This window comes from Demetria terragena DSM 11295 (assembly GCF_000376825.1).
Lineage (GTDB): Bacteria > Actinomycetota > Actinomycetes > Actinomycetales > Dermatophilaceae > Demetria > Demetria terragena.
Genome location: NZ_AQXW01000004.1, coordinates 2011280 through 2036833, shown reverse-complemented (window position 1 = coordinate 2036833; position 25554 = coordinate 2011280). Strand labels below are relative to the sequence as shown.

The following is a 25554-nucleotide window of genomic DNA, read 5'->3' as shown; positions in this document are numbered from 1 at the left end:
ACGCCGCGAGGGTGAGCCCCGCAATGCCGCCGCCGACGATGGCGACTCGTCGAGTCCTCATGAGGCAACCTTCCCAGGTGCACACCCTCGCAGCAGCCCGAGTAGCGTGCTGGGCATGACGCTGCGTGATGCAAAGGATGTTCAGACCGCGCCCCTGGCTGCCCTGGGGCTGATCGGCGGATACCTGGCTGCCCGCGAGACGGGGATTCGCCCACTCGGCGGGATCGTGCTCGCCGCGGCCGGTGGGTATGCCGTCCGCACCTGGGTCGAGAAGTCCGGACCTGCGGTCGCCGCCGGGCTCGGTGCGATCTACCTCGGGGGCTTTGGAGCCTCCCACCCGCTCGCCAAGAAGATCGGCGCATGGCCGGCGGTCTTTTCCGCCGCCGCGCTGTCCGCTGGCGCGGCGTACGCGCTGAACGACCGCGCCTGACTTCCGCGTCCAGCACCGCTCCTAGACCAGCAAAATTCCGTTGCTCCGCTCGATCGGGCTGGCTACGTTGACGCCATGACCATCACTCTCGAAACGCCCTCGGTGGACGGCCTTGCGGAATACGTCGAGGCGCTTGGGGAATGGCAGCACGATGCTGCTCCCTTCCAGTTGCATCCCGGAGACCTGGGGTGGAACTGGCAGTTTGGCGCCGACGCACTCGCTGCGGGAATGCGGGCGTGGCGCCGGGATGGGCGCATCGTCGCCCTGGGCATCGTCGACGACGGTGTCATGAGGCTGACGTCTGCACCCGATGCGCAGCATGACGAGGACATCGCGGCGCGTATCGCGGCCGACCTCGACGACCCTGATCAAGGGATCTTCGGCACAGGCGAGGCGTCCCTCGAAGCACCGACCGGCGCCTTGGTCCACCCTCTCTTGGCCGCGAAAGGCTGGGTAGCAGGCGAGTCGTGGACGCCATTGCAGCTCGACCTTTCAGCAGAGGTAGCGGTGGGTGATCTGGCCGGTTTGACCATCACGGACACCGGAACCGATCAGGTCGAAGACCGGCTGGCCGTGCACCAATCGGCTTTCAAGAGCAAGCGATTCGTCCGGAGCCGGTGGGACCAGGTGGTCATTGGCCTTCCCTATGCCAACGCCCGCAGCTTGCTCGGCTATGCCCCAGGCGGCGAGGCCGTCGCGATGATCACCGTCTGGTCCGCAGGACCCGGGCGGCCGGGGATCATCGAGCCCATGGGAGTGCACCAGGACCACACCGGGCACGGCTATGGCCGGGCCATCACGCTGGCCGGAGCTGCCGCTCTGCGAGAGATGGGGGCTTCAAGCGCTGGCGTCGCAACGCCGAGTTCCAACACTGGCGCGGTGAAGACCTATCAAGCGGCGGGTTTTGAGGCGCTCCCCGAGCGCCTCGACACCACCCGCCCATGATGTGGAGCCGGTGGATCTAGAGATCGAAGCGGTGCCGCTCACCCTCGGGAACGAGCTCTAAGTAGCGGTCGGGGTCCTCGCGGATGGTCTTAGCGACATAGGTGCATGTCGGCAACACCGACGTGCCCTCAGTGAGCGCTTCGTTGAGGGCGAACTGCACCAACTCAAGCGCAAGGCCCTGTCCACTGAAGGCAGGATCAACTTCGGTGTGGTGCATCGTGATTCGCTCGCCATCGCGGCGGTAGCTCAGCAAGCCAACACGCTCGCCGTCCACCTCGATCTCATACCGCTGATGCTCGGGAAGGCCCCGGACTGTGGTGCTCATGCCTGCTTGTCATCCCATCTGAAGAGTTTGGCCGCGATCAATCCAAAGACCGCCGTGAAGCCAAGGAGTGTCAACGCCGGAACCACGAGTGCCGAGGGACCTTCGCCGCGCACCATGACATCCAGCATTCCATCATTGAGTTGTCCCAGCGGAAGCACCTTGGACACGGTCGACAACCAGTCGGGCGCCTGATCGAGCGGAATGAAGGACCCCGACAGGAACGCCATCGGCAACAGCACCACATTGGCCAGACCAGATGCCGCGTCAACGGTCTTGGACACCGCGCCAATCAGCATGCCTACCGCCATGAACGCCAGGGTCCCCAAAAGGATCAATGGCAACGCCAACCACCACATACCGGACAATTGCAGGCCGAAGACGGTGACCCCAAGGATCAGGAAGATCGCCGTCTGCAGCATCGCCACCGTGAAGGAAACCAGCATCCGCGACGAGATCAGCGACCCGATACGCACCGGCGACAACCTCAATCGGCGCAACAACTGGTTCGTACGCCACGTCACCATCGGCATCGCAATGTTGAACGTCGCACCCATCGCGACCGCCCAGCCCAGGAGCCCGGGCGCCAGGAACTGGATCGGCTTCAACGCCTCATCTTCGACCTGAGTTGGCTTCAAAGTGAAGGTAGGTGGCCTGCCCGAGACGGCAATGTTCGCGCTCTGAACGAACCCCTGGAAGGTTCCTTGAACCTGCGCTGCCACCACCTGATCGGCGCCCGAGTAGTGCAGGACCAGAGTGCGCCCTTTGCCTTCTACCGCGCCATCGAGGTCGCCTTTGCGCACCGCCTCTAGCGCGGCATCGCGATCCTTATATGAGGTGGTGTCAAACAGTTCATTGAACTGTTTCTTCGCATCGGCGGGCATCTCTTGAACAAAACCCACATCGCCGACCACGGCGATCTCACTCTTGCTGGCGCCCGCGTCCTTGAAGAGAAAACCGAACAGGAACAGGAACATCAGCGGGAAGGCCAACAACCAGAACCAGTTCTGCTTATCTCGCCAGAACCCTTTCCATTGAGCTCGCGCTAGTGCCTTGAAATCCTTCATGCCCGGTACTCCCGCCCCGTCAGTTCAAGGAACACATCTTCGAGCGTCGCGCTCGTCACCTGGAGTCCGCTCAGTGCGTCGCGCTGGGCTAATGCCGTGAGGACTGGTGCTGGGTCGTGGGTCGTGAGGGCCAGGGTGCCGTTGTCGACCGTGGCCGCGTCGACAGCCGGGAGTTCGGCCGCCTCGGCCAGGTCGATGGCACCGGCTTCCACCAGGATGCGTTGCGCCTTGCCCAGGCTATTGATGAGGCCGCGCGGTGTGTCCTCAGTGAGAATCTCGCCGCTGTCGATGATGGCCACCCGGTCGCAGAGGATCTCCGCCTCATCCATGTAGTGGGTGGTGAGGATAACGGTGCGGCCCTCGTCGTTGATCCCACGCAACACATCCCACAGGTTGCGCCGCGCCTGCGGGTCGAGTGCCGCAGTGGGCTCATCGAGAAAAACAATCTCCGGGTCGTGCACTAAGGCACACGCAATCGACAAGCGCTGGCGCTGGCCCCCGGAGAGATCTTCGGTACGCACTTTGCGCTTTTCTTCCAACCCCACCTGCTCGATCATCTGGTCACAGCGTTTGGAGTTAACCCCATAGATGTCGGCGAAGACGCTCAACTGCTCCTCGACGCTCAACCGCTCAAAGAAGGCGGATGCCTGCAACTGAACCCCAATGCGCGGCAGGAGTTTGGTGTTGCGCGGCCATACCGGCTCCCCAAACAGGGTCGCGGAACCCTCATCCGGTTCGCGGATGCCCTCAATGCACTCGAGCAGCGTGGTTTTACCCGCACCGTTGGGGCCCAGAATGCCAAAGAACATGCCGTGCTCAACGGTCAAGTCCACTGAGTTCAGGGCGGTGAGGTCGCCGTACCGCTTGCTGATCCCCCGAGCTGCGATCACATGCTCCATGTGAGACACCGTAGACGGCGGCGTGGCTCCTGTCTCAGAGAAAGCGCAATCGCTCGCGTGCCTGGCTACTTTCGCCGCTGCACCCACAAGGCGAGCTCGTCAGCTCGCGGGTCATGCCCGGTGCCACTGCTGGGGTGATTGAAGACCTGAACGGCCCGGTCGGCCGACTCATACGGCGCCCATCCCGGATCGCCGTCCTGAGCGAAGGCCACCCAAGAACGGTGCATGCTGTCGGCCAGATCCTGCGGCCCCCGGACTCCGCCGGTCAGCATGGAAGCACCCGGTTGATCCAACGTGTCGAACACGAAACCGATCTCCAACGCGTGCGCCGAGCGCAGGTCCAGATGCTCGCTGGGCCAAGCGAATTCATAGGCATAGGTGCGACCAGTGTGCTTCTCTGCGGCGCGGCGCGAGGGTGCCGTGAAGTAGCTATCGGTGACCATCGCGCAGTACACATCGCCAGCCGTCGCGCCAGGTCGGTTGGCGGTGTACGTCTGCACCAGCTCATCGGACCAACCCTGCTTCGCCGCCATTCCGGCGAGGACCTCCGGGGTGATCATGGCCGCCAAGCCCGGTGGGACCACAAAAAAGCGGAACTCATCAGCGGTCGTACCGATCAGAAGATCAATGTCACGGCCCACGCCTGCTGCCAGGGCGTCCTCGGGGATCTGCGGAACGATCTCCTCGTCCAGCACGGGGAAGAACGGCATCAACCCACCGCCTCGGGTCACCGTCGTCGCACCCCAGACTGCCGGGTCCGCGCCGCCCCGCATCGCGTCAATCGTCTGGAACTGCGCGGCGACCGTCGCCTCGGGGCCGATCGCGCCGAGCTCGGCGGCGGTGGCCGAAACCCCTAACCGCTCGGCGAAGTTGGCGGTGGGCAAGGCGAGATCTCGTTGCTCGCCCGCAACTCGACCCGAACCGCTCTGCACCACTGCCCGTCGGAACAGGCCGCGCGCAGCGGGCGAGGTGACCAGGGTCATGACGCTCATGCCGCCCGCGGATTCACCGAAGATCGTGACCTGCTCTGGGTCGCCGCCGAACGCCGCGATGTTGTCCCTCACCCATTCCAGGGCCTGGATCTGATCCCGCAAGCCGCGGTTGTGCGGCGCGTCCGGGAGGACGGCGAATCCTGGTGCGCCAAGGCGGTAGTTCACGCTGACGAGCACCACTCCGTCGCGCGCGAAGTTCGTCCCGTCGTACACGTCAATGGCGTTGCTACCGCGGACGAATGCTCCACCAGGGATCCACACCATGACCGGAAGTTGGGCATCGCGGCTGGGGTCCGGGGTCCAGACGTTGACGGTGAGATAGTCGTCGCCGGGAATGGTCGGGTTGGGCAACAGCCCGCTGAAGGGCTCCGGGTAGGGCAGTTGGGTCGGCGTCGAGCTCAGGGTGTCCGCGAGACGAACACCGTCCCAGGGCTGCGGCCGCTCGGGCGCGGCATAGCGTCCGGGGCCGACGGGCGGCGCCGCGTAGGGAATACCGAGATAGGCGTAGCCATGGGAGACGGCTACGCCACGCGTCTGGCCGCTGCTTGTCGAGACGACAGGATCCATTTGCCGACCGTAGACCCTGTGGTCACCTCATCTCCATAGGCTTCGACCACCCCGCATGTCTGCCCCCTGCTAGGAGCCCCTCATGTCTGCCCCCCAACGTCGCCACGTCCTGACCGGGCTCGGCGCGCTCGCCACCACCGCTGCGCTGAGTGGGCTTCCGATGCACGAGGCCGGTGCGACTCCACGCCTCCGTGGGGGCCGTAACCCCTTCACCCTCGGGGTGGCCAGTGGGGACCCCACCGAGGATGCCGTCATCTTGTGGACCCGGTTGGCTCCAGACCTGCTCGCGGTCGACGGCGGTATGCCAAGTCGAGACGTCACCGTCGAGTGGCAGGTTGCTCGCGACGAACGCTTCCGCAAGGTCGTCCGCTCGGGCCGGGCCCGCGCCACGGCAAAACTCGCTCACTCGGTGCACGTCGACGCGCGGGGACTGAAGCCGAATCGCGAGTATTGGTACCGCTTTCGCTACGGCTCCACCGTCTCGCCGGTCGGGCGCACCCGGACCACCCCCACGGCACACCAGGGAGTCGGTCGACTGCGTCTGGGCTTCACCTCGTGCCAAAACTGGCAGGACGGCTACTACCCCGTGCTTGGGCACCTCGCGGCCGAGGACCTCGACTTGCTGGTGCACCTGGGCGACTACGTCTATGAGGGCGGTATCCCGGCCGACGGCGGTTATCGCAAGACGCCGGTACCAGAGGTGTTGCAGACCGCGCCGGAGGACCTGACCCGTTGGCGGCAGCAATACGCCTGGTACAAAACCGATCCCGACTTGCAGGCGGCACACCATGCGCACCCATGGATGGTCACCTGGGATGACCACGAGGTGGTCAACGACTACGCCGGCAATAGCTCGCAGTACGGCAGCGGTGACATCACCGCGCTGCGGCTAGCGGCCTACCAGGCGTGGTACGAGCACCAACCGGTTCGTCTCAGGGCAAGTCGCGGCTTCGCCTCGCCAAAGATCTATCGGCGGGCGAGCTGGGGGCGCTTGGCGCAGTTCGACCTGATCGATGGCAGGCAGTATCGCGACGTCCCGCCCTGCGGTTGGGGCGAGGCGCAGGCGTGCAAGGCCGCCTACGACCCGGACATCTCGATGCTCGGCGCCGAACAGGAGCGCTGGCTCTATCGCGGCTTCCGGCGCTCTCATGCCCGCTGGAATCTGTTGGGCTCCAACGTGATGCTCGGCCGGCTCGACCACGACGGAGCCGAAGGTGATCTGCTCTGGAATGACGCTTGGGACGGCTATCCGGCGGCACGGCAGCGGCTGCTGAAGGCGTGGAAGCGGGCGGGCACCCGCAACCCGGTGACCTTCACCGGCGACTGGCACTCCACCTTCGTCAACGACATTCACGCCGACTTCGATAAGCCCGAATCACCCGTGGTTGCAAGTGAATTCGTGAGTACGTCAATCTCGTCTAACGGCGACAAGGAAGTCTACGGTCCCTACTACGGCCCGATGATCAAACACAACCCGCACATCAAGTACTTCGACGGCGACCAGCGCGGCTACCAGGTGGCGACCGTGCGTCCCCACGAACTTCGCGTAGACCTGAAGATGGTCGATTCGGTCGCGTCGCGGATCTCCTCGGTGCGCACGGTGAAGAGCTTCCGCGTCGAAGATGGGGTTCCCGGGCCGCAGCAGGTCTGAGCACGCCTGATTACGCTTGAGGGCGTGCAACAGAACTCCGCTCCTGAGCTCGCCATCAAGCGCGCTGACCTCAATGACCCGGCCGTCGTGGCCTTCCTCGAAGCGCACCATGCCGACCTCATCCCGACGAGCCCTCCGGAGAGTCAGCACTCGCTAGGGGTCGAGGAGCTGCGGGCCGAGGGCATCCGTGTCTGGGAAGCCCGATTCGCCGACCAGGTTGCGGCTGTCGGTGCCCTGGCACCGATCGAACCCGGCCACGAGGAGCTCAAGAGTATGCGCACCGACCCAGGCCTGCGCGGTCGCGGACTCGGGCGCCGGATGGTTGCCCACCTGGTCGCCGACGCCCGCAACCGTGGCGTGCAGCGGATCTCCCTCGAAACGGGCAGCGACGAGTTCTTCGCACCTGCACGAGCGCTGTACGAGAACGCGGGCTTCACACCGTGTGCCCCATTTGGGACCTACACGGCCGACCCGCATAGCGCGTACTACCTGTTAGACCTGACCTCCGCGGACGGCTGAGGCCTCGCTACGCCAGGCCGAGACCGCGTTCGAGCGCCGCAATAATCTTGGGGCGCAACTCGGCACCCGAGATCACCTCATCGACCGAGCCGACATCGACCGCCCGGTGGATGCTGTGGATGCTGTCGAACTCGGTGGCGACCGCGCTCAACACTTCGCTGCGGACCTCCTTGCGGGTTTCCTCGAGTTCACGCGATAGCGCCGCCCGCTCCACATCACTGGCATCTCCCAGTCGCGACTCGACCGAGCGCACCCGCTCATCCTTGGCCGTTCGCTTGTCGACGTCGCGAGTGAAAACCACTGCCGCTGCAGGTGCGCCACCGATCACCGAGGCATAGGAGCCGTCCACTGCAAGCACCGTCATGTTCGGATTGAGCGCCTTGGAGAACACCACGAACGCACCGCCGTGATAGCGCGAGATGACACAGAAAACGATCGGACCCTCGAAGTTCACGATGGACCGGCCGATCTCGGCGCCGTATTCCAACTGCAGATTGCGCAGGGAGTCTGGGGAACCGTCGAATCCGGACAAGTTCGCCAGCACGACGACCGGCCGATTTCCACTGGCCGCATTGATCGCCCTGGCGGTCTTCTTAGAAGATCTCGGGAACAACGTGCCAGCGGTGTAGGAATCCGGGCCATCTGTGGGCGGGAAGCCTTGGCGTGGAACGGGTTTGGACTCGATACCGATCAGGGTGATCGGGATTCCGCCGAGGTGGGCGTCTTGGACCACGGAGGTCTCGGCATCGGCCATGCCCGCCCAACGCTCCAGCGTGGCGTGGTCCTGATCCGCGAGTGCCGCCATGACCGTACGAATGTCGAACGCCTTCTTGCGGTCCGGGTTCGTGGCCTTGGAGAAGATGTCGCCGACCGTGCTAAAGCCCGAGTCCGCCGGATCGTGCGGGTAGGTCTGCACGTCCCGATCGTGCGGGTCGCTCGTCGGCGCGCGACGTGGGCCGCTCTCGCCCGGCGCGATGTAGGTGTGGTCGTAGTGCGCGAGCAGCACGTCTAGCGCGCCGGCCAAGTCGGGCGCCCAGTACTGCGCCTGACCGTTCGGGCCCATGACCCGGTCGTAGCCACCGATTCCGTAGTTGTCCTCGGCCGAGACGCCGCCGGAGAAGTCGAGGGACTGCTTCCCGGTCAGCACCATGGCGCTGTCCGGAGTCATCACCAGAATTCCCTTGGTATGCATCAACATCGTGGCTTCGGCATTCCAGTAGGGCTGCGCGCCGACGTTGATTCCAGCGACGACGATGTTGATCTCGCCACCGGCCTGGGTGAACTCCACGATCCGCTTGAGGGCGCGAGCGACCGCGTCCATGTTTTCGGTTCCGGAGTCCATCGCGATGCGAGCACCTGCTGAAATCGCAAACCACTCGACTGGAACGTCGAGTTCTTCGGCCAGATCAATTGCCGCACTCACGCGGGCGCACTCTTCTTCACCCAGCGCACCCAAGGCTCGCAGCGGATCTCCGCACAGCAGAACGCGTTTCACGCCTTCGGGGTACCGATCGGTCGGCGTCTCAATGACACCGACAATCATCCCTGAGGTGTTGTTGCCGTATGGCCTGCTCACCGGCACAAGTCGCCCAGTGTCGTCCAGGTCGTACTCGGTCGCAGTGCCACCAGCGCCTGCGATCATTTCCTGCAGTTCGTAGGGGTAAACCACGCCGCGCCGACGCGCACGAACCACCTTCTGCGCGTAGTCATCCAGCGGCTTCAGCGGCTCGGTCGGTGGGTCCTCAAGGTTGACGACCACACCAGAACCAGGCTGATAACGGAAGCGGGCAACCTGTGGGATCTCGGCACCGTTCTCGAAGGCAATCCGACCGCCGACAAGAAGTTCTTCCACCCCGGCGCCCGAGGTGAGCGGGGCGATGCGGTCCTTCAACGCCGTGAGCTGTTCGATGTCGGCATCGATGGTCGGCCAGATGTGCACCCACACGTAATTGGTGTCCAGCCGCGACCCACTGGGATCGAGGGTGCGGGCGCGGCGGATTCCTTCAAGGCAGTTCGCGATCGCGCGTTCGACGTGGGGCAGCCCGACGATCTCACCGTCGTCGTCGCGTACGACGGCAATCTGACGGACCTGCGCCATGGCGACCAGTCGCTGGTCGGAATCATTGTCCGGAGCCGAACAGCGATAGAGCAGAACGTCTTCCGGAGCTTCCAGACGTGTCACGGAGAACTCGGTGAGCCGCCACAGGTCCAGTCGGCGCGCCACCATGGGGTGCAATCCGCGGACCAGGACGTCCTCGACGAAGCCTGTTCCTTCGTCAGAGGGTCGGAACGTGAAGTAGCCAACTCCGTGATCGGTCAACCGGTCATTGGCAGCGCCCGCCGGGCATACTGCCACCGCGACGCGGCGCACCTCGCTTCCGAGGTCGAGATCGCCCAGCCGGGCGGCGAGCGCCTCGGACATCTCGCGCTGCGAGGTGGGGGCGCCCTCCCAGGACAGATAGAGGTCGACGACGGCCTCGTGTTCCTCTGGGGTTTCGGCGAGTTGGGTTGCCAGCACCCGCTCGAGCACGCTGCCCGGCGCGATTTCTTCGACGCGCCCGATCGTGCTCACCAGGTAGGTCGGCCGCACGTCGAGGGTGTATCCGGCGACCGCACAGGGGCGGCCTTCGACCGTCACCTCACGGAGGTGTCGAAGTGCGTGCTCGCGGTAGTGGCGCTTGATGAGCACGGCCAGCATGGGCTCGTCGGTCGGCAGATCGCTGCCTTGAATCCGTTCGGCTAGGAAGCCGACGATCTGCTCGGGGATTGAAGCCAGCGTGTCGATGCGGGCATCCCGATCGGGCCCGGCGGGCGTCCCGTCGAGTGCGGCGAGTTCGTCGCTCACACCGCCGAGTACCCACTCCCGTTCCGCGTCGACCAACGGCTGGTCGAACCAGCGGAATCGCACACTGCGAGCGAGGTTTCCGACGATGGGGAAACGCAACTGGGTTGCTGTCACCAACTGGTCGAGGGTGTCGCGGACCAAGGCATCGAGGGGCGCCTCAGGTGCTGCGACGGTGAGCCAGTCTTCCAAGAGGGCCGTGACGAGCTTGACCTCTGGGGCCGAGCGCTGCTGCGCCAAGAAAACGCGGTAGACGGCGCCCTCAAGGTCAGAGGTGCGCTCCAGGTCGGTGACGCCATAGTGCCGAAGGACGCGCGCGAGCTTGCCGCGGAAGGCTTCGGGCAGCGCGCCCCGATCCACGTCGAGGCTCTGCAGGTAGGTGTGGAAGTGCTCCCGTGAACTGTGCACACGGTTTTCCAGATGCAGGTCCTCGCCCGCTGGACGGTTGCGGGACAGCTCGGCAAAGTCGGCGAAAACCTCGAGCAGACCCAACTCCGCTTCGACCGTCGACTCGCCCTGTGCATGCAACTGCTCGCGCGCTTGGAGATATCCGCTCAGCGCTCGACCTTCGTCTCGAGGGTCGACGTCATATCCGAGCAGCATTGCGGAGAGGTGGTCGCGATGGCGTTGCGCACGCGACCACAGATCACCCGCCGCCTCGCCCGTGGGCAGTTCAAGATCGATGCCCGGCTGGTCAGTCACCGTCTCTTCTTCGGCGTCGCCCGTCGGCTCCAGGCGCACCATCGGAGCACCGGTCTCGACCTGGCTTCCCGTGGAGACCAGCAGCTCTTTCACGCGGGCCGCGAACGGTGCCGGGAGTACCGTCTCCATCTTCATCGACTCCAACACCAGCACCGGAGCACCGGCAGCGACCTCGCCACCCGTCGGGACGGGAGTGGCCACCACAAGGGCTGGCGCGGGCGCACGCACGACGCCACCCTCATCCCGGCTGACCCGGTGTGTGATGCCATCGACCTCAACCAACTGCACCGGCCCGTGTGCGGCCGTAATGAGGCGGTGGCCGCGATTGCCGACGGTCAGGCGGCTGGCATAGCCGTCGATCCGGTCGACTTCGGCGTCCACGGTGTGCTCAGCGGCGCCGTCGTCGACAACCACGCGGAACCGGTTCGGGCCAATTCGCGAGGTGGTGACCTTGTATGACAGTCCGCGCAGCTTGAGATCAACTGCCTGGCCGCTCTGATGACGTGCTTGTGGTCGTCCGCCGCGCGCGGTCTCAATGAGACGTGTACGCGCCACGGCCTCCTCGGCCTCGTAGGCTTCAATCCCCGCAGCTACCAACGCAATTCCCGAGTGCTGGTGGGCCACCAGACGCCCCTCGGCGCGTACCCGGTCGATCCAGCCGGTGTCGGCCCAGGCGACGTCGGAGCCTCCGACCACCTCGGGTTGGTCAAGCAGATCGAGGATGAAGCTCTTGTTGGTCGCACCGCCCTCGATGACCACCGTGGTCTCGGTCATGGCGCGCCGCAAGCGCGCCAGGGCCTCGTCACGGTCGCGGCCCACGGCGATGATCTTGGCGATCATCGAATCGAAGTCAGCCGGGATCGAATCCCCTTCGGCCACACCGGTGTCCACCCGGATGCCCGGGCCCGAGGGCAGATCAAGCAGGGTGATTTTCCCCGGTGATGGCGCGAAGTCACGGTCCGGGTCCTCGGCGTTGAGACGCGCTTCGACAGCGTGGCCTTGTTCTTGTGGCTTGTCTCCCTCGAGGCGGCCACCGCTGGCGACGTGGATCTGAAGTTTCACCAGGTCGGTGTCGGTGGTGGACTCGGTGATCGGGTGCTCGACTTGCAGGCGCGTGTTGACCTCAAGGAAGGCGAAAAACTGCTCGCCCGGGTGGTAGAGGAACTCGACCGTTCCCGCGCCGGCATAGTCCACGGCGATGGCGAGGCGCTCCGCGCTCGCCTTCAGTTCATCCGTCTGGGCGGGACTCAGGAGCGGCGATGCCGACTCCTCGATCACCTTCTGGTTGCGGCGCTGGACCGTGCAGTCGCGTACGCCAATAGCCCAGGCCGTGCCTTGACCGTCAGCGATGACCTGGACCTCGACGTGCCGGGCGCCGGTGACCAGGCGCTCAAGAAAAACCACGCCTGAGCCGAAGGCGCGCTCGGCCTCATCGCGGGTGCGTTCGTAGGCATCGGTCAGGTCCTCATCGGAAGCCACCATGCGAATGCCGCGACCACCACCGCCCGCGGTCGCTTTAAGCATCAGCGGGTAGCCGATGTGCGCGGCCGCTGCCTTGGCGTCCTCCAGCGTGTCGACGCCGCCACCGCTCCACGGTGCGACCGGAACGCCCACTTCTTCGGCGATTTGCTTCGACCCGATCTTGTCGCCGAGTTTGCGCATGGCCTCCGGGCTCGGACCGATGAAGGTCACCCCGAGGCGGCCGCACAACTCAGCGAAGCGGGGATCCTCCGCGACGAAACCCCAGCCGACCCATGCCGCGTCTGCACCGGACTCCACCAGCGCTCGTTCCAGGACCGCATAGTCCAGGTAGGGCCGATTCGCGGCCGGGCCCAGGTCGTACGCATGGTCGGCCTCGCGCACGAACATCGCCCGTCGCTCACCCTCGGTATGCAAGGCAACGGTCTCAATGCGGTGCCCGCCAGGGCCTGCGGCAGCGTTGAGATCGCGCACTGCGTGGATGAGACGCATCGCGGACTCGCCGCGGTTGACGATGGCAATGCGGGAGAACATCGAGGGCTCTACCTCCGGGGACGACGACGCGGACTGATCGAAGCCTGCCACTTCGGCAGGAGAACGCGCGAGTACACGCGCCAGTAGTCCACATTGGATGCCGATCTGGCACCGTAAGTCCATGAGCCCCACGCCCGCAGAACACCTGGTCCGCTACAGCCCCGCTTTCAGCCCACGCACCATCACCGAGGCCAGCGGATCATGGCTCACCGACGATCAGGGTCGCCGCATCCTCGACTTCACCTCTGGGCAGATGAGCGCGATCCTGGGCCACGGCCACCCGGAGATCGTCGCGAGCGCCACGGAGGCGCTCACCCACCTCGACCACCTTTACAGCGGGATGCTTAGCCCGCCGGTCATCGAGTTCTCGCGCGAGCTGGCGGCGACCTTGCCGGCCGATCTATCCAAGGTGCTGCTCCTGACCACGGGCGCGGAGTCGAACGAAGCGGCGCTGCGGATGGCGAAGCTATATACCGGCAAATATGAGGTCGTCTCGTTCGACCGCTCTTGGCACGGGATGACCTCGGGCAGTAGTTCGCTCACGTTCTCTGCGGGGCATCAGGGGTATGGACCAGCCATGCCGGGCAGCCTGGCGCTCCCGACCCCGAATGCCTACCGCTCGCCGTTTAGGCACGCCGACGGCAGTTACGACTGGGAGTCCGAACTCGACTACGGATTTGGGCTGATCGACCGGCAGTCCAGTGGCAGCCTCGCCGCCGTTCTGGTCGAGCCGATCCTTTCCTCAGGCGGCATCATCGAGCCTCCAGTGGGCTATTTCGCGCGGCTGCGGGAGTACTGCGACGAGCGCGGGATGCTCCTGATCCTTGATGAGGCGCAAACCGGTGTGGGGCGTACGGGCAGCATGTATGCCTTTGAGCGCGACGGCGTCACGCCCGACATTCTCACCTTGTCCAAGACACTCGGCGCGGGCCTGCCCGTCGCGGCGGTCGTGACGTCCGACGCCATCGAGGCGACCTGCCACGAGCGCGGGTTCTTGTTCTTCACCACCCACGTGTCAGACCCGTTGGCGGCCTCCGTCGCCCGTACCGTGCTCGCCATCGTCGAGCGCGACGGCTTGGTTGCCCGCGCGGCCGAGCTTGGCGACCACTTGCGCGCCCGACTGCTCGACCTGCACGAGCGATACGACGTCGTCGGCGATGTCCGCGGACGCGGGCTGCTGCAAGGACTGGAGTTGGTGACCGACTCCGCGAGTCGGACTCCTGCCGACGCCATGGGGGTCGACGTCACGGCCGCCTGCCTGGAACGCGGGCTGCACGTCAACATCGTGCAACTTCCCGGGATGGGCGGGATCTTTCGCCTCGCTCCGCCTCTCACCGTCTCAGTTGACGATCTGAATCACGGGATGGACATTCTCCAGGAGTCCATCGAAGCGGTCGCCTCCCGCTAGGTTCGGCGACCGCCCGATGTCGCGGTCACTCCATGTCCTCCAACTCGATGCCCCGGGTCTCCGGCACGAATTTCATGACGAAGAACCAGGAGAGCAGGGCGAAGACGGTGTAGAAGCCGTACGCAAATCCCAGACCGATATCGGCGAACACCGGGAACGACGTCGAGATCGCGAAGTTGGCGAGCCACTGCGCGGCGGCCGCAACACCCAGCGCTGTCGCGCGGATGGTGTTGTTGAACATCTCGCCGAGCAGCACCCAGACCGCAGGGCCCCAGGACATTCCGAAGAACACGACGAAGGCGTTTGCCGCGATCAGCGCGACTGGTCCGCTGGCATCACCGAGGAAGGCCATGTCGAGGTTCGGCGCGGGGACACAGTCGGCCGTCTCCGTCACGCACTTCACCGTCCCTTCGCCAGGCACATCGGCGGTGGCCGGGAGTTCGAGGGGAGCGGTCAGGAAGATGACCATCATCGTGCCGAGCGCCAAGAACATGCCGCTCGAACCGATCATCAACAGTTTGCGACGCCCGATTTTGTCGATGAGTGCGATCGCGACCAGCGTGACCACGATGTTGGTCACTGAGGTGATCACGGTCTGCTTGAGCGCGTCGTCCTCGGTGAATCCGACCGCCTGCCACAGCGTGGAGGAGTAGTAGAAGATCACGTTGATGCCGACAAACTGCTGGAACACCGACAAGGCGATGCCGATATAGACGATCGGCAGGACCCCGCCGCCTGGCTTCATCAGATCGCGGATTGAGGACTTGTGGTCGGCGACGATCGTGCGGCGAATCTCTTTGATCCGCTCTTCGATACCCGCCGTGAGCACCGAGGAGAGCACCTCGCGCGCCTTCTTCTCCTGCCCCAAGTGCATGAGATAGCGCGGCGATTCGGGGATGGTTAACGCGAGCACGCCGTATGCCACCGCTGGGACGATCTCCACGATGAACATCCACCGCCACGCGTCCAAGCCAAGCGCCAAGCTGGAGTTTGCGCCGTCTTCGGCGCCCGCAGCCAACGCGTAGTCAGAGAGCAGCGCGACGAAGATTCCGGACACGATGGCGAGTTGCTGCAGCGAGCCCATCCGGCCACGGATGTCTGCGGGAGACACCTCGGCGATGTAGGCCGGCGCGATCACCGAGGCGGCGCCCACGCCAAGACCGCCGATGACACGCCAGACGATCATGTCCCACGGCCCGACCGCGAGGCCCGAGCCGATGGCCGAGACGGTGAAGAGCGCCGCGGCGACCACCATCACGCGGATTCGGCCCCACTTATCGGCCAGTCGACCCGCGAGGTAGGCACCGACCATGCAGCCGAGCAGGGCGGAGGAGACCACGAATCCGGTGAGTCCGGCACCCATCCCGAAGTCTTCGCGCATAGGCGTGACCGCACCGTTGATCACGGCGGTGTCGAACCCGAAGAGGAAGCCTCCGAGCGCGGCAACGAAGGCCAGTTGGATGACTTTCGCGATGCGATAGTCCTTGGGGGGTGATGCGGGCTGCGATGACATACCGAGCTCCTGACTGGACGAGGCGTTCAGGGAGTATCTCCCGCACCCGGCCTCGGTGGGGGGAATCGGGCCATCCGGTCACGGAGTGGACATGACGTTGCCCGGGTCACCGGTGCGTACCGCCCCGGCCGTCACCACCCGCGCGGCCATTCCCATCGTGGGCGCTCCATCCACGAGGGGGAGCGCGGTCAGGATTCCCGACGTACGCACCCCTGTCGTCGGGGCGATGTCGACCACCGCACATCGATCGATCGGTCTAGTGACCTCGATGACGGCCTCCCCGAGGCGCAACCGGGAACCAACCGGCGGATCGTCCTCGGCGTCGAGGGTGAAGGTGGCCCGAAAGCGCTCCGCGAGCGGCTCCGTCGCAAGGTCGACCCGCTCGGCGAGACGCGTCAGGGCGCCGGAAGTCACCACCGAAATGCTCTCGCGGAAGATGATGTCTCCGCGCGCCGCGCGCGCAAGTTCCACCGGCCGCCCGAGGTATGCCGACAGCACCTGTGCATGCGGGCTCGCCTGCCGGGTGATCGACGCCGCACGGCCCCAGTAGTCGGCGCTGGCTGGTGGCGCGCTCGACACCAGCGGGGCGCGTACCTCCTCGCCGCCTGGCATCCGAACCACTAGGTCATCGCCATCCCAGAACGCCTCGACCGGAACGAGCGAAGGCACTTCGATGGTGCGAAGTATTCGATCGCGCTCGACGTCGATCAGGCACAGTTCTCGATCGCCATGGGCTCCTGCGGCGTCGAGGTCGAGCCGGTTCAGGGTGCGGTGGCGCGTCCCCTTGAGCAGGGACAGCCCAATCCGGGTCACCGGCACGGTGCCGCCTCTCGTCGGAACGTCAATGGGACGCGGCTACTGTGGCACGGAACATCGACGTCGACGAGGTCAGCAGTCCCATGAACTCTTCCAGCAGCCATCTCGGTCGAGCCGCGCTCAGCAGCCCGGCCGGGGCCGCCATCAGTACCGGTGTCGCGGGCGCCCTTGCTGCTTTGTCCCGGCTTCCGAATCAGGCCTCGCACGCATTCCGCAGCCGCTACCCCTTGGTCGCGGTGACCGGCATGACGGGAGTCGGCAAGACCAAACTGGTCGACCGGCTCGTGCGCCGCACGACAGCCGACGAGCACCTTGAGGTCGGTTCGGCGACCATGGAGCGGCGTACGCAGCGCTCAGCTCGCCTGCAGGGTTTCCGTTTTCGGGTCGTGCCCGGCGACAACGCCGCAACCCGACTCGGCGCGCTGGATGAGGTCTTCCACGATGAACCGGTCGACGGGATCCTGCACGTCGTCTCGTTCGGACACGCCACCCCGCGCCGTGCAGCGGGGGTCAGCGGACCCGCTGAGGCGACGCGGGATCAGTTGATGTCCACCGAACTGGACGACTGGGCGATCACTGCCCATCGCATTGCCTCACTGGCCGTACGCCGCGACCGGCCGATCTGGTTGGTCATCGTGGTCACCAAGTCTGATCTGTTTCCCGACCAGGTCACCGAGGCGCTGCACTACTACTCCCCCGGCAGCGGATCGCCGTTCGGCAACAAACTTGATGAACTGCGCTCGCTGGCTGGCGGTGCCCGCCTCGCTGTGGACGTGATCGCCGTCAGCGCACAGTCAGAAGAAGCCCAGATCGCCGCCCTGGAGACTCGGATGGCGCAATTGAGCGGACACGTCTAAGCAAAGCCCCGTTGTTCGATCGGACTGATGGTGCGCTCTAGCGCACCATCAGTCCGATCGACTCACCTAAGTCAGGGTGCGACCTTGGACCGGTAGGCCTTAGCTGTCACCGGGGCGTCCGGCGCGACCAACTCTGGCAAGACCTTCGTGAACGCGGTTTCCGTAGCCTTCGCCGACTTGATCCGGTTCGGGTCCTTGGCGTAGGCCGCCGTGGCCGCTCCCCATGCAGAGGCCGCGCGGCGCTGATTCGGGGTGCCGTGGTGGCCGCCTGAGGTGAAGCTGCAATCTCCCACGAGGTGGAAGGTGCGCTGGAACTCCAGCACTTTCGAGGGGGTGGCGTTCATGCCCTTCTTGTGGGCGCCGAAGTACGACGCGAAGCCATCGGCCATCAGCTCGGTGCGGCGGGTTCCCTCTGCCGTCCCTTTGTCAGGGGAGTCGAACGAGCCAATTTCGTACTGCACGTGATGGGCCATCTCGTGCGCCACGACGGCCTGCGGACCGACGCGACCGTTGCCGCTGCCCACCAGAACCGACAACATGCCTTCACCGACAATGACTCGATCGGAGATCCTGCGCAGTGTCGGATCGGCTTCACCCTCGCCGCTGAAGGCGAACGCACCCAGGGTGAAGATGGGGTGGTCACCACCGTTCAGTGCCGGGTCCGCTTGAATGGTCGCCTGGGTGACCTTGGCGATCTCTGCGGCATCTGCTGGACCGACTCCGAGGGTCGCTTGGACTGCTTGAGTGAGTCTGTTGAGGTCAGCGAAAATGTTCTTTTTCATCCCGAACAGCTTGACGTCGTTCAGTGGCACGTCCCAGAACCGCTTCGACTGCTCGAAAGAGGTGTTGAGCGGGCCAGCGCTGGTTCGCAAGTCGTAGTCCGCGTCTTTCGGCGTCGCGTAGTACAACGCGTCATATGTCGCGTACTCCAGAATGCGGGAAAACGTAAGGGATAGCATCGTCCACTGATTAACACCAGTCAGTAGTCCTTGAACCTGCGCCTGGAGTTTGGTGGGCCCACAGTCGTAGTCGGTCGGGTCAATCGCTTCGATGGCCGTTCGCGAGGCGCCCTTGCTCTTCAGTGCCGCGCGGTCCTTGCTCATGCGCTCCATCAGGCCCAGCGCCGCCTCCTGCTGCGGGCTGAGATGGATGTCGACCTTCGCCCTCGCCGCCTGCTGCCTCGCCTTCGCGTCGGCAGGCATCAGAGCCACGAGCTTGTCGTAGAGTTTCTTGAGCTTCGCGTCATCAGCTGTCGATGCCGAAACCACAGATTGAGACGACGGCGCGGCCATGGCGCTGGGGGCGGCCAGGCCCGCAACTCCGATGCTCGCCGATGCGACCAGTGCCAATACCTTTACTCCACGCATGATGTGCGCTTCCTTTCGGCCAACGGCCCGCTTGGGTGGTGGGGCCTGTGAGCGAAGTATGTGAAGCGTGTTCACGCTCTCGGTATGGGCTTTACCAAGAAATGGTCAAAAGATGGCAGCCCCGTGGCACAAACTCGGGAGTACGTTGACCGTCCGTTCATCCTGGTCACATGCCAACCACGGCCGAGAGCGCCCCTATCTCGAGCGGCGTCGGACACGGGCTGCGGACACCCGCTGCGAATACAGCCGACCCCCGGACAACACCGCGCCTCCCATGCCAATGAGCGGCACGACCAGCCACCAACCCGTCGGGTTGTCTGACACCGCGGCGCGAGCGAGACCCGCGACCCAGGCGGTTAGAAACACGACAACCAGCGACACCAAAAGCGGCCCCCGCACTCTGTCGTCAGCAGAAAAATCGACCGGGCTTGCGAGCTCGGAAAAATCGACCTGCCGGAGTTCGAAGTCGGACGAGCCAACCACCTTCGCTTCCAACTGCGACTGCGCAGGTGAGAGCGAATCAAATAACCCATGCGGTTTTAAGCGAATCTCAGCAGATTTTACCGACGGTGGACCAGACAAGACCCAACAACTCGGCTCGAGCCAGTCCATCGTGCTAGATATCTCGATTTTCGTGGCATGGACTTCCACTTCTGCCTGATGCCCGGGTCTTAACCAGAACAGTTGGCCATTAACTGCCACTGGCAGTCTGCGAAGAATGCCCATATATCCGTGCTCCCGCACGATGGTCAACTTCATGAAAGGTCTCGACTCACTTCCTTGCAGGCCCGCCATCCCGTCACCTCTTTTGCCCGAAGTTACCCTGACTACTCACGTCATCTTCATTTCGGGGAAACGGCCAATACGTCCACAAGACGAAAAATGCTGCCGTGAAGAATCCGCAGAATATCGACGACAGCGGGCGGCGTTGAAGGGCGTAGGTGATGAGTGTTGTCACGAGGAAACACGTGACCCAGGACATAACCCACGCCCGCCAACCATCAAGGTGAAGCACCTAACACCCGCCTCCATTGTGAGAGCCCTGATTCTCCGTGGCAGCGATCATGGTTGATCGCTATTCGGTACGCGGCGTCCTTCGTAAACCGCACCCTTCTGCGCCTGCGTTGGGGTGATCACATCCCCATGTTCCAAGTCGCGGTCAGGGCGTCGCGCCCAGAGCACCAACGCCAGGTGCCGCATGCCGCGCACTCACTCGTCACACTCCACTGCTTTCACCGTGCAGACGGTACGCGGCCACCCCCGTCGCCCATCGACCCCTCTACCCTCGAACCATGAACGACATCAAGCCTCGTCGGGTTTTCCGACCCGACTCTCCGAACGTCAAGGCCTACCCGCTGCTCACCTCGCTGGTCGTGCCACGGCCGATCGCCTGGGTTTCGTCGCTGGGCGCAGACGGCGTAGGCAACCTGGCGCCGCACTCGTTCTTTACCGTGGCGAGCACCTCCCCTCCGATCGTGCAGTTCACCTCCGTCGGCATCAAGGACTCGCTCCGAAACATCGAAGCCACAAAGGAATTCGTGATCAGCATCGCGACTGAGGCGATGGCGGATTCGATCAACGCTAGCAGTGCGCCGCTACCTCCCGAGCAGGACGAGGCGAGCGTTCTGAACATCGAGATGGAGCCCAGTGAAGTTGTCACTGTGCCGCGCGTACGCCACTCCCCCGCATCACTGGAGTGTCGGCTGCACTCGACCATCCCGATCGGTGACAGCACGCTTGTGCTCGGCGAGGTTGTGGCCATCACCGTCGAGGAGGACGCCCTTGACGACGAGCACCCGACCATGGAGGCGCTGGCTCCCATGAGTCGTCTGGGGCGGGACGAGTGGGGTCGACCACCAGAGGTCGTACGCCACACTCGGCCCTGACCCGCTGAAAAGTGGGATGCGAGGTGCCTGCCGTCGTGCTTAGCGTGGGTCCCGTTCACCTCAGCCACGAGGTGCCTGCCCACCGCCTAGCGTTCAGCTGGGCGGCCCCGACCGAGGGAGCACCCCATTGAGCACTGTCGCTATGTTTGGCGTCAACGCCATCAGCCATACCCTTCCCAGCCTGGAGATCTTGCGCGAACTGGTGGCACGCGGGCACCGGGTCCGAGTCGTCAACTCCCCTGACCTTCGGAACCTCATCGAAGAGACTGGCGCCGAGTTGATCCCGTGCCAGTCGACGCTGCCGCACGAGGACTGGCCGAGCGACCCGATCGCGTCGATGCGCGCGTTCTTCGACGACGCGGCGCAGGGCCTGGCGCAGGTGCGTGCGGTGCTGGACGCCGAACCGGCCGATCTCTATCTCGCCGACATCGGCGGGTATGGCGGTCGGGTCCTGGCGGAGGCGCACGGGCGTCCCTTCGTTCAGCTTTCGCCGACGTACGTCGCGTGGGAGGGCTACGCCGAAGAGATTGGGCACCAGGTTGCCTCCCTTCCCGGGGCCGGGGAATACGCCGCCGATTTTGGCGCGTGGCTGCGCGAGCAGGGGGCGAAAACGATTGATGCCTGGGAGTTTTCGGGCGTTCCGCCTCAGGCCATCGCGATGATCCCTCGGGCGCTCCAACCCCACGCGGACCGGGTCGACGCCGCTCGCATCAGCTTCGTCGGCCCGTGCACTGGCGACCGCCTGAGCCAGGGCGAGTGGCAGCGCCCGGTGAGCGCCGAGCGCGTCGTATTGGTCTCACTCGGGTCGAGTTACACCGACCAACCAGAGTTCTATCGGCAGTGCCTAGCCGCCTTCGGCGGGCTCCCTGAGTGGCATGTCGTGCTGCAGATTGGCAAGCATGTCGACCCGGCGGTGTTAGGTGATGTTCCGGAAAACGTTGAGGTTCACCGGTGGATCCCCCAGGTCTCAGTTCTCGCTCAGGCCGACCTCTTCGTGACCCACGCCGGGATGGGCGGCGCAAGTGAGGGTCTATCCCACGCAGTACCGATGATCGCGGTCCCGCAGGATGTCGATCAGTTCACCAACGCCGACACCCTGGTCGAGCTTGGCGTCGCACGTCGGATCGACACTGACGACGCCACCGCTCAGCGCCTCCGCGATGCCGCTGGTGAGTTGCTCACGGAACCAGTTGCAGCGCGGCTGCGCACGCTCGCCGATGCTGCCCGAGGCGAAGGTGGCACCGCGCGCGCCGTGGACATCCTTGAGGACGCGCTCAGGACACGATGACCAGACCATTGCGGTCGGGGTCTTCGAACTCGAACATTGGTGGCACGCCTGGCCATTCGAGTAGTTCGCTCACCGTTGCCCCAGCGTCCTGAAGGTAGCGATGCCACGCGGCCGCATCGGTGACACTGAGCCGAATTCCGGTATAGGCCAGCGCCATGTCCCCGCCGGGAAACAGGCTCAAGACCGTCTGAGAACCGGGCACGGTCAGGATCACCATGCGGCCCCCGAGTTGTTCCATGGGAACGTCCCCGACGACATTCAGGCCAAGTACGTCTTGATAGAACGCGATCGAACGGTCCGTGTCGGTCACATGGATGCCGACCATGGGGAGGCCTTGGATCGGCTCTGGCTGGATAGTTTTGCTCATGCTATTTCCTCGAATCACATTGGTGGTGAAGAGATTTCAGGCGTGCGTTTTCGCGGCAAACGGTGCATGGAATGCTGCCGCGAAGCGGGTAAGTAGGTCAGAGTCACCCTCGGTGGTCAAGTGCCCACCCGCCACGAGATGGTCCGCTTGCGACGGGTCAGCGAGCAGTGCCCGCAGGCCCTGGCCGCTCACGATGATTCCGGGATTTTCGGCACGACCGGGACGCGCCTCGACGCCTGTACGCGTCACCTTGGCGTGTGCAGCTGCTCCCGGCGCGCGCAGTTCGACGACGAACGGCGAGACCCGGGCGGACGTACGCGTCGTGGCCAGCATCGCGGCTAGCGACCGGTCAGTGACGACCTCACCCGACCGCGGCGCCGCCATCGTGGACGCACCCCAGAGGCTGAGTGCGGCGAGTGCCGGAAGGACCGTGCGACCTGACTCCGAAAGTTCATAGGTGGTAGCAACTCTCGTCTCCTGCTTGCTGATCAAGCCGGCTTCCTCAAGGTCGCGCAGTCGTGCCGTCAGCATGGTGGCGGCGATACCCGTCAGTCCCGACTTCAGTTCACTGAACCGTGCGGGCCCGACTGAGAGGTCGCGCAGGATGAGCAGCGTCCACCTCTCACCGACGAGTTCGGCGGCGCGAGCGAGACCACAAAACTGGCCGTAGGAACGCCCCATGTTGACCCCTCCTGAATTCTAGTAGCAAAAAACTACCACAGTCCGGCCCATAAAGAATCCCCGTGGGCGCGGCATACTCGCCGCGCCCACGGGGACCACGTGCTTGGTGCTAGACCTGGACCGGCCCGGTGTCTGCCTCCGCGGCCGGCCGAAGGTCCTCGCCCTCAACGTCGATCCGCGGGAGGATTCGGTCGAGCCAGCGCGGGATCCACCAGGCGCGCTCTCCGAGGACCGCCATCATGGTCGGCATAATCACCATGCGCACCAGGAACGCGTCGAAGACGATGGCCGCCGCCATGGCGAAGCCCATCAACTTCAGGAACGTCTCGTTGGAGAGCGTGAACCCAGCAAACACCGAGATCATGATGACCGCGGCCGCGGTGATCACGCGCGCACCGGCTCGGTAGCCCGTACGAATCGCCTCGTGGGGCGATGCGCCGTGATGGTGCTCCTCGCGCATCCGGCTCACCAAGAAGACTTGGTAGTCCATCGCCAGCCCAAACACGATGCCTATCAAGAAGATTGGCATAAATACCAAGATCGGACCCTGGTCGTCGGGGCCGATCCAACCCAGCCAACCGTTCTGGAAGAAGCCGACTGTGACACCGAACGTCGCCGCGATCGAGAGCAAGAATCCCAGCGAGGCGATCAGCGGAATGACGACAGATCGGAAGACGATCATCAGCAAGATGAAGGCCAGCCCGACGACCACCAGCATGTAGAGCGGCAGTTTGCTCGTCAGCGCGTCGGCAAAGTCCGCGTTGATCGCCGCGACACCACCAACCCCGACATAGGTAGAGGTTGAGTCGCCCACCGAGCTCGCACGGCTGCGCATCTGTTCGAGCAGATCCTTGGTCTCCGGCGATGAAGGCCCAAATTCGGGCACGACAATCATCTGGGCGGCGGTTCCGGACTTGTTTGGGATAGGTCCGATCACGCCACCTTCAGCGATGTTGTCCAGACCCTTCACCTCAGACGCGAACTTGCCTGCGGCCGCGGTGAGTTCGGGCTTGCTGTCCGCGTCCACAACAGCAATGAGCGGGGATCGCTTGCCCTCGCCAAAGGCCTGCGCCTCGATCTTCATCGCGGCCTTGTCCGACTGCGCAGCAACGTCCAGGCCAAGTTGAAGCTGAGTGATCGGGATGGCGGAGAGAATCAAGATCGCACCTGAAGCAAGCAGGTACGGCCACGGACGCTTCGTGAACTCGGTACCAATACGGTCTCCCATCGTGCGATGCTTCGAGCGTTCCGGGGTCCACAGCAGCGGAATCCGCGGCTTGAAGACGATCCCCTTGAACAGTCCGAGCAGGGCGGGCAGCACGGTGAGCGCGACGAACACGGCGAGGACCACGGTGACCGCGGCGCCAAGGCCCATCTGGGCGAGGAACGACAGACCCGTCAGCGACAACGCGGCGAGGGCGATGACGACCGTGGCACCGGCGAAGATGACGGCGGAGCCTGCCGTACCGACCGCGACTCCGGCCGCGTGCGCTCGGTCGTCAGTGGTCTGCAGCTCGGCTCGATATCGGGAAATCACGAAGAGGGAGTAGTCGATTCCGACCGCGAGACCAATCATGGTCGACAGGCCGGTGGTCGAGGTGCCCAAGGTCAGGAAAGCGGTGCCGATCCCGATGATTGACGTCGACAGGGCGATGCCGACGATGGCGGCACCGAGCGGCATGAGAGCCGACAGCAGCGCGGCGAAGGTGATGATCATGACGAGGATCGCAACCGCGATACCGATCAGCTCGGCGGGTGGTTCGACGATGGCCTCGTTAGCCGTACCAGCGGACTCGACGACCAGGCCTGCATCGCGGCCCGCCTTCTTCGCGGCAGTCACCGACTCGATGGTTTTGTCAGTCACTCCGGTCTCTGCGCCTTCAGGCTTGGCGTCGAACGCGATTTTCAGGACCGCAACGGTGCCGTCCTTGCTGAGCGTTTCAGCGGCAGTCGGCCCCCGCGTCGGGTTGACGACGGCCGCGCGCTGCGCCGGGGTCATCTGCTTGACCTCACGCAACTCGCGCACGACCTTCTCGACGGCGGCTGCGTTAGCGCCTTCCGTCAGTTTCTTGCCGTTGCTGGACTGCATGACGATCGTGGCAGTCGACAATTCATCGGCGGTAGCACTCGGGAACTCCTTGGCCAGCACCTCTTGAGCCGTCACCGCTTCGCTGCCAGGCAACTCGAAGTCGTCCTGGAACGGTTTGGATACGGCAGAGCTGACCCCGCCAATAATCACTGCCGCCACGATCCAGGCAGCCAGCACGGCCCACCATCGTCGGTACGAGAAGTGACCCACCTTGTAGAGAAATGAAGCCATCGCACACTTTCTAGTCAGTCCGCCAGAGGCGGTTTCGGCATGACGGGACCAGGTCGATCCGACGCAGGCGCCCCCCTGCTGATCATTCTGCGGTAGGTCTTG

Annotated in this window: 20 protein-coding genes; 8 read left to right on the top strand and 12 right to left on the bottom strand. The window is 64.6% G+C overall.

Annotation, left to right across the window (positions count from 1 at the left end; translation table 11 throughout):
• Positions 1 to 115 precede the first annotated feature (115 nt).
• Positions 116 to 430 (top strand): hypothetical protein, encoded by a 315-nt coding sequence (locus tag F562_RS0114175; protein WP_051080248.1) that lies wholly within the window; start codon positions 116 to 118, stop codon positions 428 to 430.
• 75 nt (positions 431 to 505) lie between these two features.
• Positions 506 to 1375, top strand: coding sequence for a GNAT family N-acetyltransferase (locus F562_RS0114170; RefSeq protein ID WP_018157628.1), 870 nt, complete (start codon positions 506 to 508; stop codon positions 1373 to 1375).
• 16 nt (positions 1376 to 1391) lie between these two features.
• Here F562_RS0114170 and F562_RS0114165 read toward each other — a convergent pair whose 3' ends face one another.
• The 4 genes from F562_RS0114165 to F562_RS0114150 all read right to left on the bottom strand — a co-directional run bounded on the left by F562_RS0114165 (position 1392) and on the right by F562_RS0114150 (position 5222).
• The gene (locus F562_RS0114165; RefSeq protein ID WP_018157627.1) at positions 1392 to 1700 is read right to left on the bottom strand and encodes a GNAT family N-acetyltransferase; all 309 of its coding nucleotides are present in this window, start codon (positions 1698 to 1700) and stop codon (positions 1392 to 1394) included.
• The gene (locus F562_RS0114160; protein WP_018157626.1) at positions 1697 to 2764 is read right to left on the bottom strand and encodes an ABC transporter permease; all 1068 of its coding nucleotides are present in this window, start codon (positions 2762 to 2764) and stop codon (positions 1697 to 1699) included. Before F562_RS0114160 ends, F562_RS0114165 begins: the two co-directional genes overlap by 4 nt.
• Positions 2761 to 3663, bottom strand: a complete 903-nt coding sequence (locus F562_RS0114155; protein WP_018157625.1) for an ABC transporter ATP-binding protein — start codon at positions 3661 to 3663, stop codon at positions 2761 to 2763. Before F562_RS0114155 ends, F562_RS0114160 begins: the two co-directional genes overlap by 4 nt.
• A gap of 65 nt (positions 3664 to 3728) precedes the next feature.
• On the bottom strand, positions 3729 to 5222 hold the full coding sequence (locus F562_RS0114150) for a carboxylesterase/lipase family protein (protein WP_018157624.1): 1494 nt from the start codon (positions 5220 to 5222) through the stop codon (positions 3729 to 3731).
• A gap of 82 nt (positions 5223 to 5304) precedes the next feature.
• On the opposite strand from F562_RS0114150, the gene F562_RS0114145 reads away from it, so the two are divergent.
• Entirely contained in the window at positions 5305 to 6873 is a 1569-nt protein-coding gene (locus F562_RS0114145; protein ID WP_018157623.1) for an alkaline phosphatase D family protein, read from the top strand.
• Positions 6874 to 6897: 24 nt separating this feature from the next.
• Positions 6898 to 7392 (top strand): GNAT family N-acetyltransferase, encoded by a 495-nt coding sequence (locus F562_RS0114140; RefSeq protein ID WP_018157622.1) that lies wholly within the window; start codon positions 6898 to 6900, stop codon positions 7390 to 7392.
• A gap of 7 nt (positions 7393 to 7399) precedes the next feature.
• Here F562_RS0114140 and F562_RS0114135 read toward each other — a convergent pair whose 3' ends face one another.
• Entirely contained in the window at positions 7400 to 12949 is a 5550-nt protein-coding gene (locus tag F562_RS0114135) for an ATP-binding protein (protein WP_026181288.1), read from the bottom strand.
• A 121-nt stretch (positions 12950 to 13070) separates the two neighbouring features.
• On the opposite strand from F562_RS0114135, the gene F562_RS19360 reads away from it, so the two are divergent.
• Positions 13071 to 14357, top strand: coding sequence for an aspartate aminotransferase family protein (locus tag F562_RS19360; RefSeq protein WP_040386010.1), 1287 nt, complete (start codon positions 13071 to 13073; stop codon positions 14355 to 14357).
• 25 nt (positions 14358 to 14382) lie between these two features.
• Here the strand turns inward: F562_RS19360 and F562_RS0114110 are convergent, their stop codons facing one another.
• A complete protein-coding gene (locus F562_RS0114110) occupies positions 14383 to 15900 on the bottom strand; it encodes a sugar porter family MFS transporter (RefSeq protein ID WP_281164240.1) in 1518 nt (505 codons plus the stop codon).
• 48 nt (positions 15901 to 15948) lie between these two features.
• Positions 15949 to 16689 carry an MOSC domain-containing protein gene (locus F562_RS19355; protein WP_018157618.1) on the bottom strand — a complete coding sequence of 247 codons (741 nt, stop codon included), beginning with the start codon at positions 16687 to 16689 and terminating at the stop codon, positions 15949 to 15951.
• Positions 16690 to 16769: 80 nt separating this feature from the next.
• On the opposite strand from F562_RS19355, the gene F562_RS0114100 reads away from it, so the two are divergent.
• The gene (locus tag F562_RS0114100) at positions 16770 to 17543 is read left to right on the top strand and encodes a GTPase domain-containing protein (protein ID WP_026181286.1); all 774 of its coding nucleotides are present in this window, start codon (positions 16770 to 16772) and stop codon (positions 17541 to 17543) included.
• A gap of 71 nt (positions 17544 to 17614) precedes the next feature.
• Here F562_RS0114100 and F562_RS0114095 read toward each other — a convergent pair whose 3' ends face one another.
• Together F562_RS0114095 and F562_RS20830 are read right to left on the bottom strand one after the other, a co-directional pair.
• On the bottom strand, positions 17615 to 18910 hold the full coding sequence (locus tag F562_RS0114095; protein ID WP_018157616.1) for a hypothetical protein: 1296 nt from the start codon (positions 18908 to 18910) through the stop codon (positions 17615 to 17617).
• Between the two features lie 195 nt (positions 18911 to 19105).
• Positions 19106 to 19669 (bottom strand): hypothetical protein, encoded by a 564-nt coding sequence (locus F562_RS20830; RefSeq protein WP_156822673.1) that lies wholly within the window; start codon positions 19667 to 19669, stop codon positions 19106 to 19108.
• Positions 19670 to 20202: 533 nt separating this feature from the next.
• On the opposite strand from F562_RS20830, the gene F562_RS0114085 reads away from it, so the two are divergent.
• A complete protein-coding gene (locus F562_RS0114085) occupies positions 20203 to 20796 on the top strand; it encodes a flavin reductase family protein (RefSeq protein ID WP_018157614.1) in 594 nt (197 codons plus the stop codon).
• A gap of 97 nt (positions 20797 to 20893) precedes the next feature.
• Positions 20894 to 22084: a macrolide family glycosyltransferase gene (locus F562_RS0114080; protein WP_425386862.1), complete on the top strand. Its 1191-nt coding sequence runs from the start codon at positions 20894 to 20896 to the stop codon at positions 22082 to 22084.
• On the opposite strand, the gene F562_RS0114075 is transcribed toward F562_RS0114080, so the two are convergent.
• The 3 genes from F562_RS0114075 to F562_RS0114065 form a co-directional block, all read right to left on the bottom strand.
• On the bottom strand, positions 22071 to 22451 hold the full coding sequence (locus F562_RS0114075; protein WP_018157612.1) for a VOC family protein: 381 nt from the start codon (positions 22449 to 22451) through the stop codon (positions 22071 to 22073). The two genes, F562_RS0114080 and F562_RS0114075, sit on opposite strands and share 14 nt — an antisense overlap.
• A 36-nt stretch (positions 22452 to 22487) precedes the next feature.
• Positions 22488 to 23132, bottom strand: coding sequence for a winged helix-turn-helix transcriptional regulator (locus tag F562_RS19350; RefSeq protein WP_018157611.1), 645 nt, complete (start codon positions 23130 to 23132; stop codon positions 22488 to 22490).
• A 109-nt stretch (positions 23133 to 23241) separates the two neighbouring features.
• Positions 23242 to 25452, bottom strand: a complete 2211-nt coding sequence (locus F562_RS0114065; protein ID WP_026181285.1) for an MMPL family transporter — start codon at positions 25450 to 25452, stop codon at positions 23242 to 23244.
• Positions 25453 to 25554: the final 102 nt, after the last annotated feature.

Bases quoted from the DNA above. Each gene is read 5' to 3' on its own strand.
- F562_RS0114175 (WP_051080248.1), top strand. From the start codon at position 116: ATGACGCTGCGTGATGCAAAGGATGTTCAGACCGCGCCCCTGGCTGCC.
- F562_RS0114170 (WP_018157628.1), top strand. From the start codon at position 506: ATGACCATCACTCTCGAAACGCCCTCGGTGGACGGCCTTGCGGAATAC.
- F562_RS0114165 (WP_018157627.1), bottom strand. From the start codon at position 1,700: ATGAGCACCACAGTCCGGGGCCTTCCCGAGCATCAGCGGTATGAGATC.
- F562_RS0114160 (WP_018157626.1), bottom strand. From the start codon at position 2,764: ATGAAGGATTTCAAGGCACTAGCGCGAGCTCAATGGAAAGGGTTCTGG.
- F562_RS0114155 (WP_018157625.1), bottom strand. From the start codon at position 3,663: ATGGAGCATGTGATCGCAGCTCGGGGGATCAGCAAGCGGTACGGCGAC.
- F562_RS0114150 (WP_018157624.1), bottom strand. From the start codon at position 5,222: ATGGATCCTGTCGTCTCGACAAGCAGCGGCCAGACGCGTGGCGTAGCC.
- F562_RS0114145 (WP_018157623.1), top strand. From the start codon at position 5,305: ATGTCTGCCCCCCAACGTCGCCACGTCCTGACCGGGCTCGGCGCGCTC.
- F562_RS0114135 (WP_026181288.1), bottom strand. From the start codon at position 12,949: ATGTTCTCCCGCATTGCCATCGTCAACCGCGGCGAGTCCGCGATGCGT.
- F562_RS19360 (WP_040386010.1), top strand. From the start codon at position 13,071: ATGAGCCCCACGCCCGCAGAACACCTGGTCCGCTACAGCCCCGCTTTC.
- F562_RS0114100 (WP_026181286.1), top strand. From the start codon at position 16,770: ATGAACTCTTCCAGCAGCCATCTCGGTCGAGCCGCGCTCAGCAGCCCG.
- F562_RS0114095 (WP_018157616.1), bottom strand. From the start codon at position 18,910: ATGCGTGGAGTAAAGGTATTGGCACTGGTCGCATCGGCGAGCATCGGA.
- F562_RS20830 (WP_156822673.1), bottom strand. From the start codon at position 19,669: ATGAAGTTGACCATCGTGCGGGAGCACGGATATATGGGCATTCTTCGC.
- F562_RS0114085 (WP_018157614.1), top strand. From the start codon at position 20,203: ATGAACGACATCAAGCCTCGTCGGGTTTTCCGACCCGACTCTCCGAAC.
- F562_RS0114075 (WP_018157612.1), bottom strand. From the start codon at position 22,451: ATGAGCAAAACTATCCAGCCAGAGCCGATCCAAGGCCTCCCCATGGTC.
- F562_RS19350 (WP_018157611.1), bottom strand. From the start codon at position 23,132: ATGGGGCGTTCCTACGGCCAGTTTTGTGGTCTCGCTCGCGCCGCCGAA.
- F562_RS0114065 (WP_026181285.1), bottom strand. From the start codon at position 25,452: ATGGCTTCATTTCTCTACAAGGTGGGTCACTTCTCGTACCGACGATGG.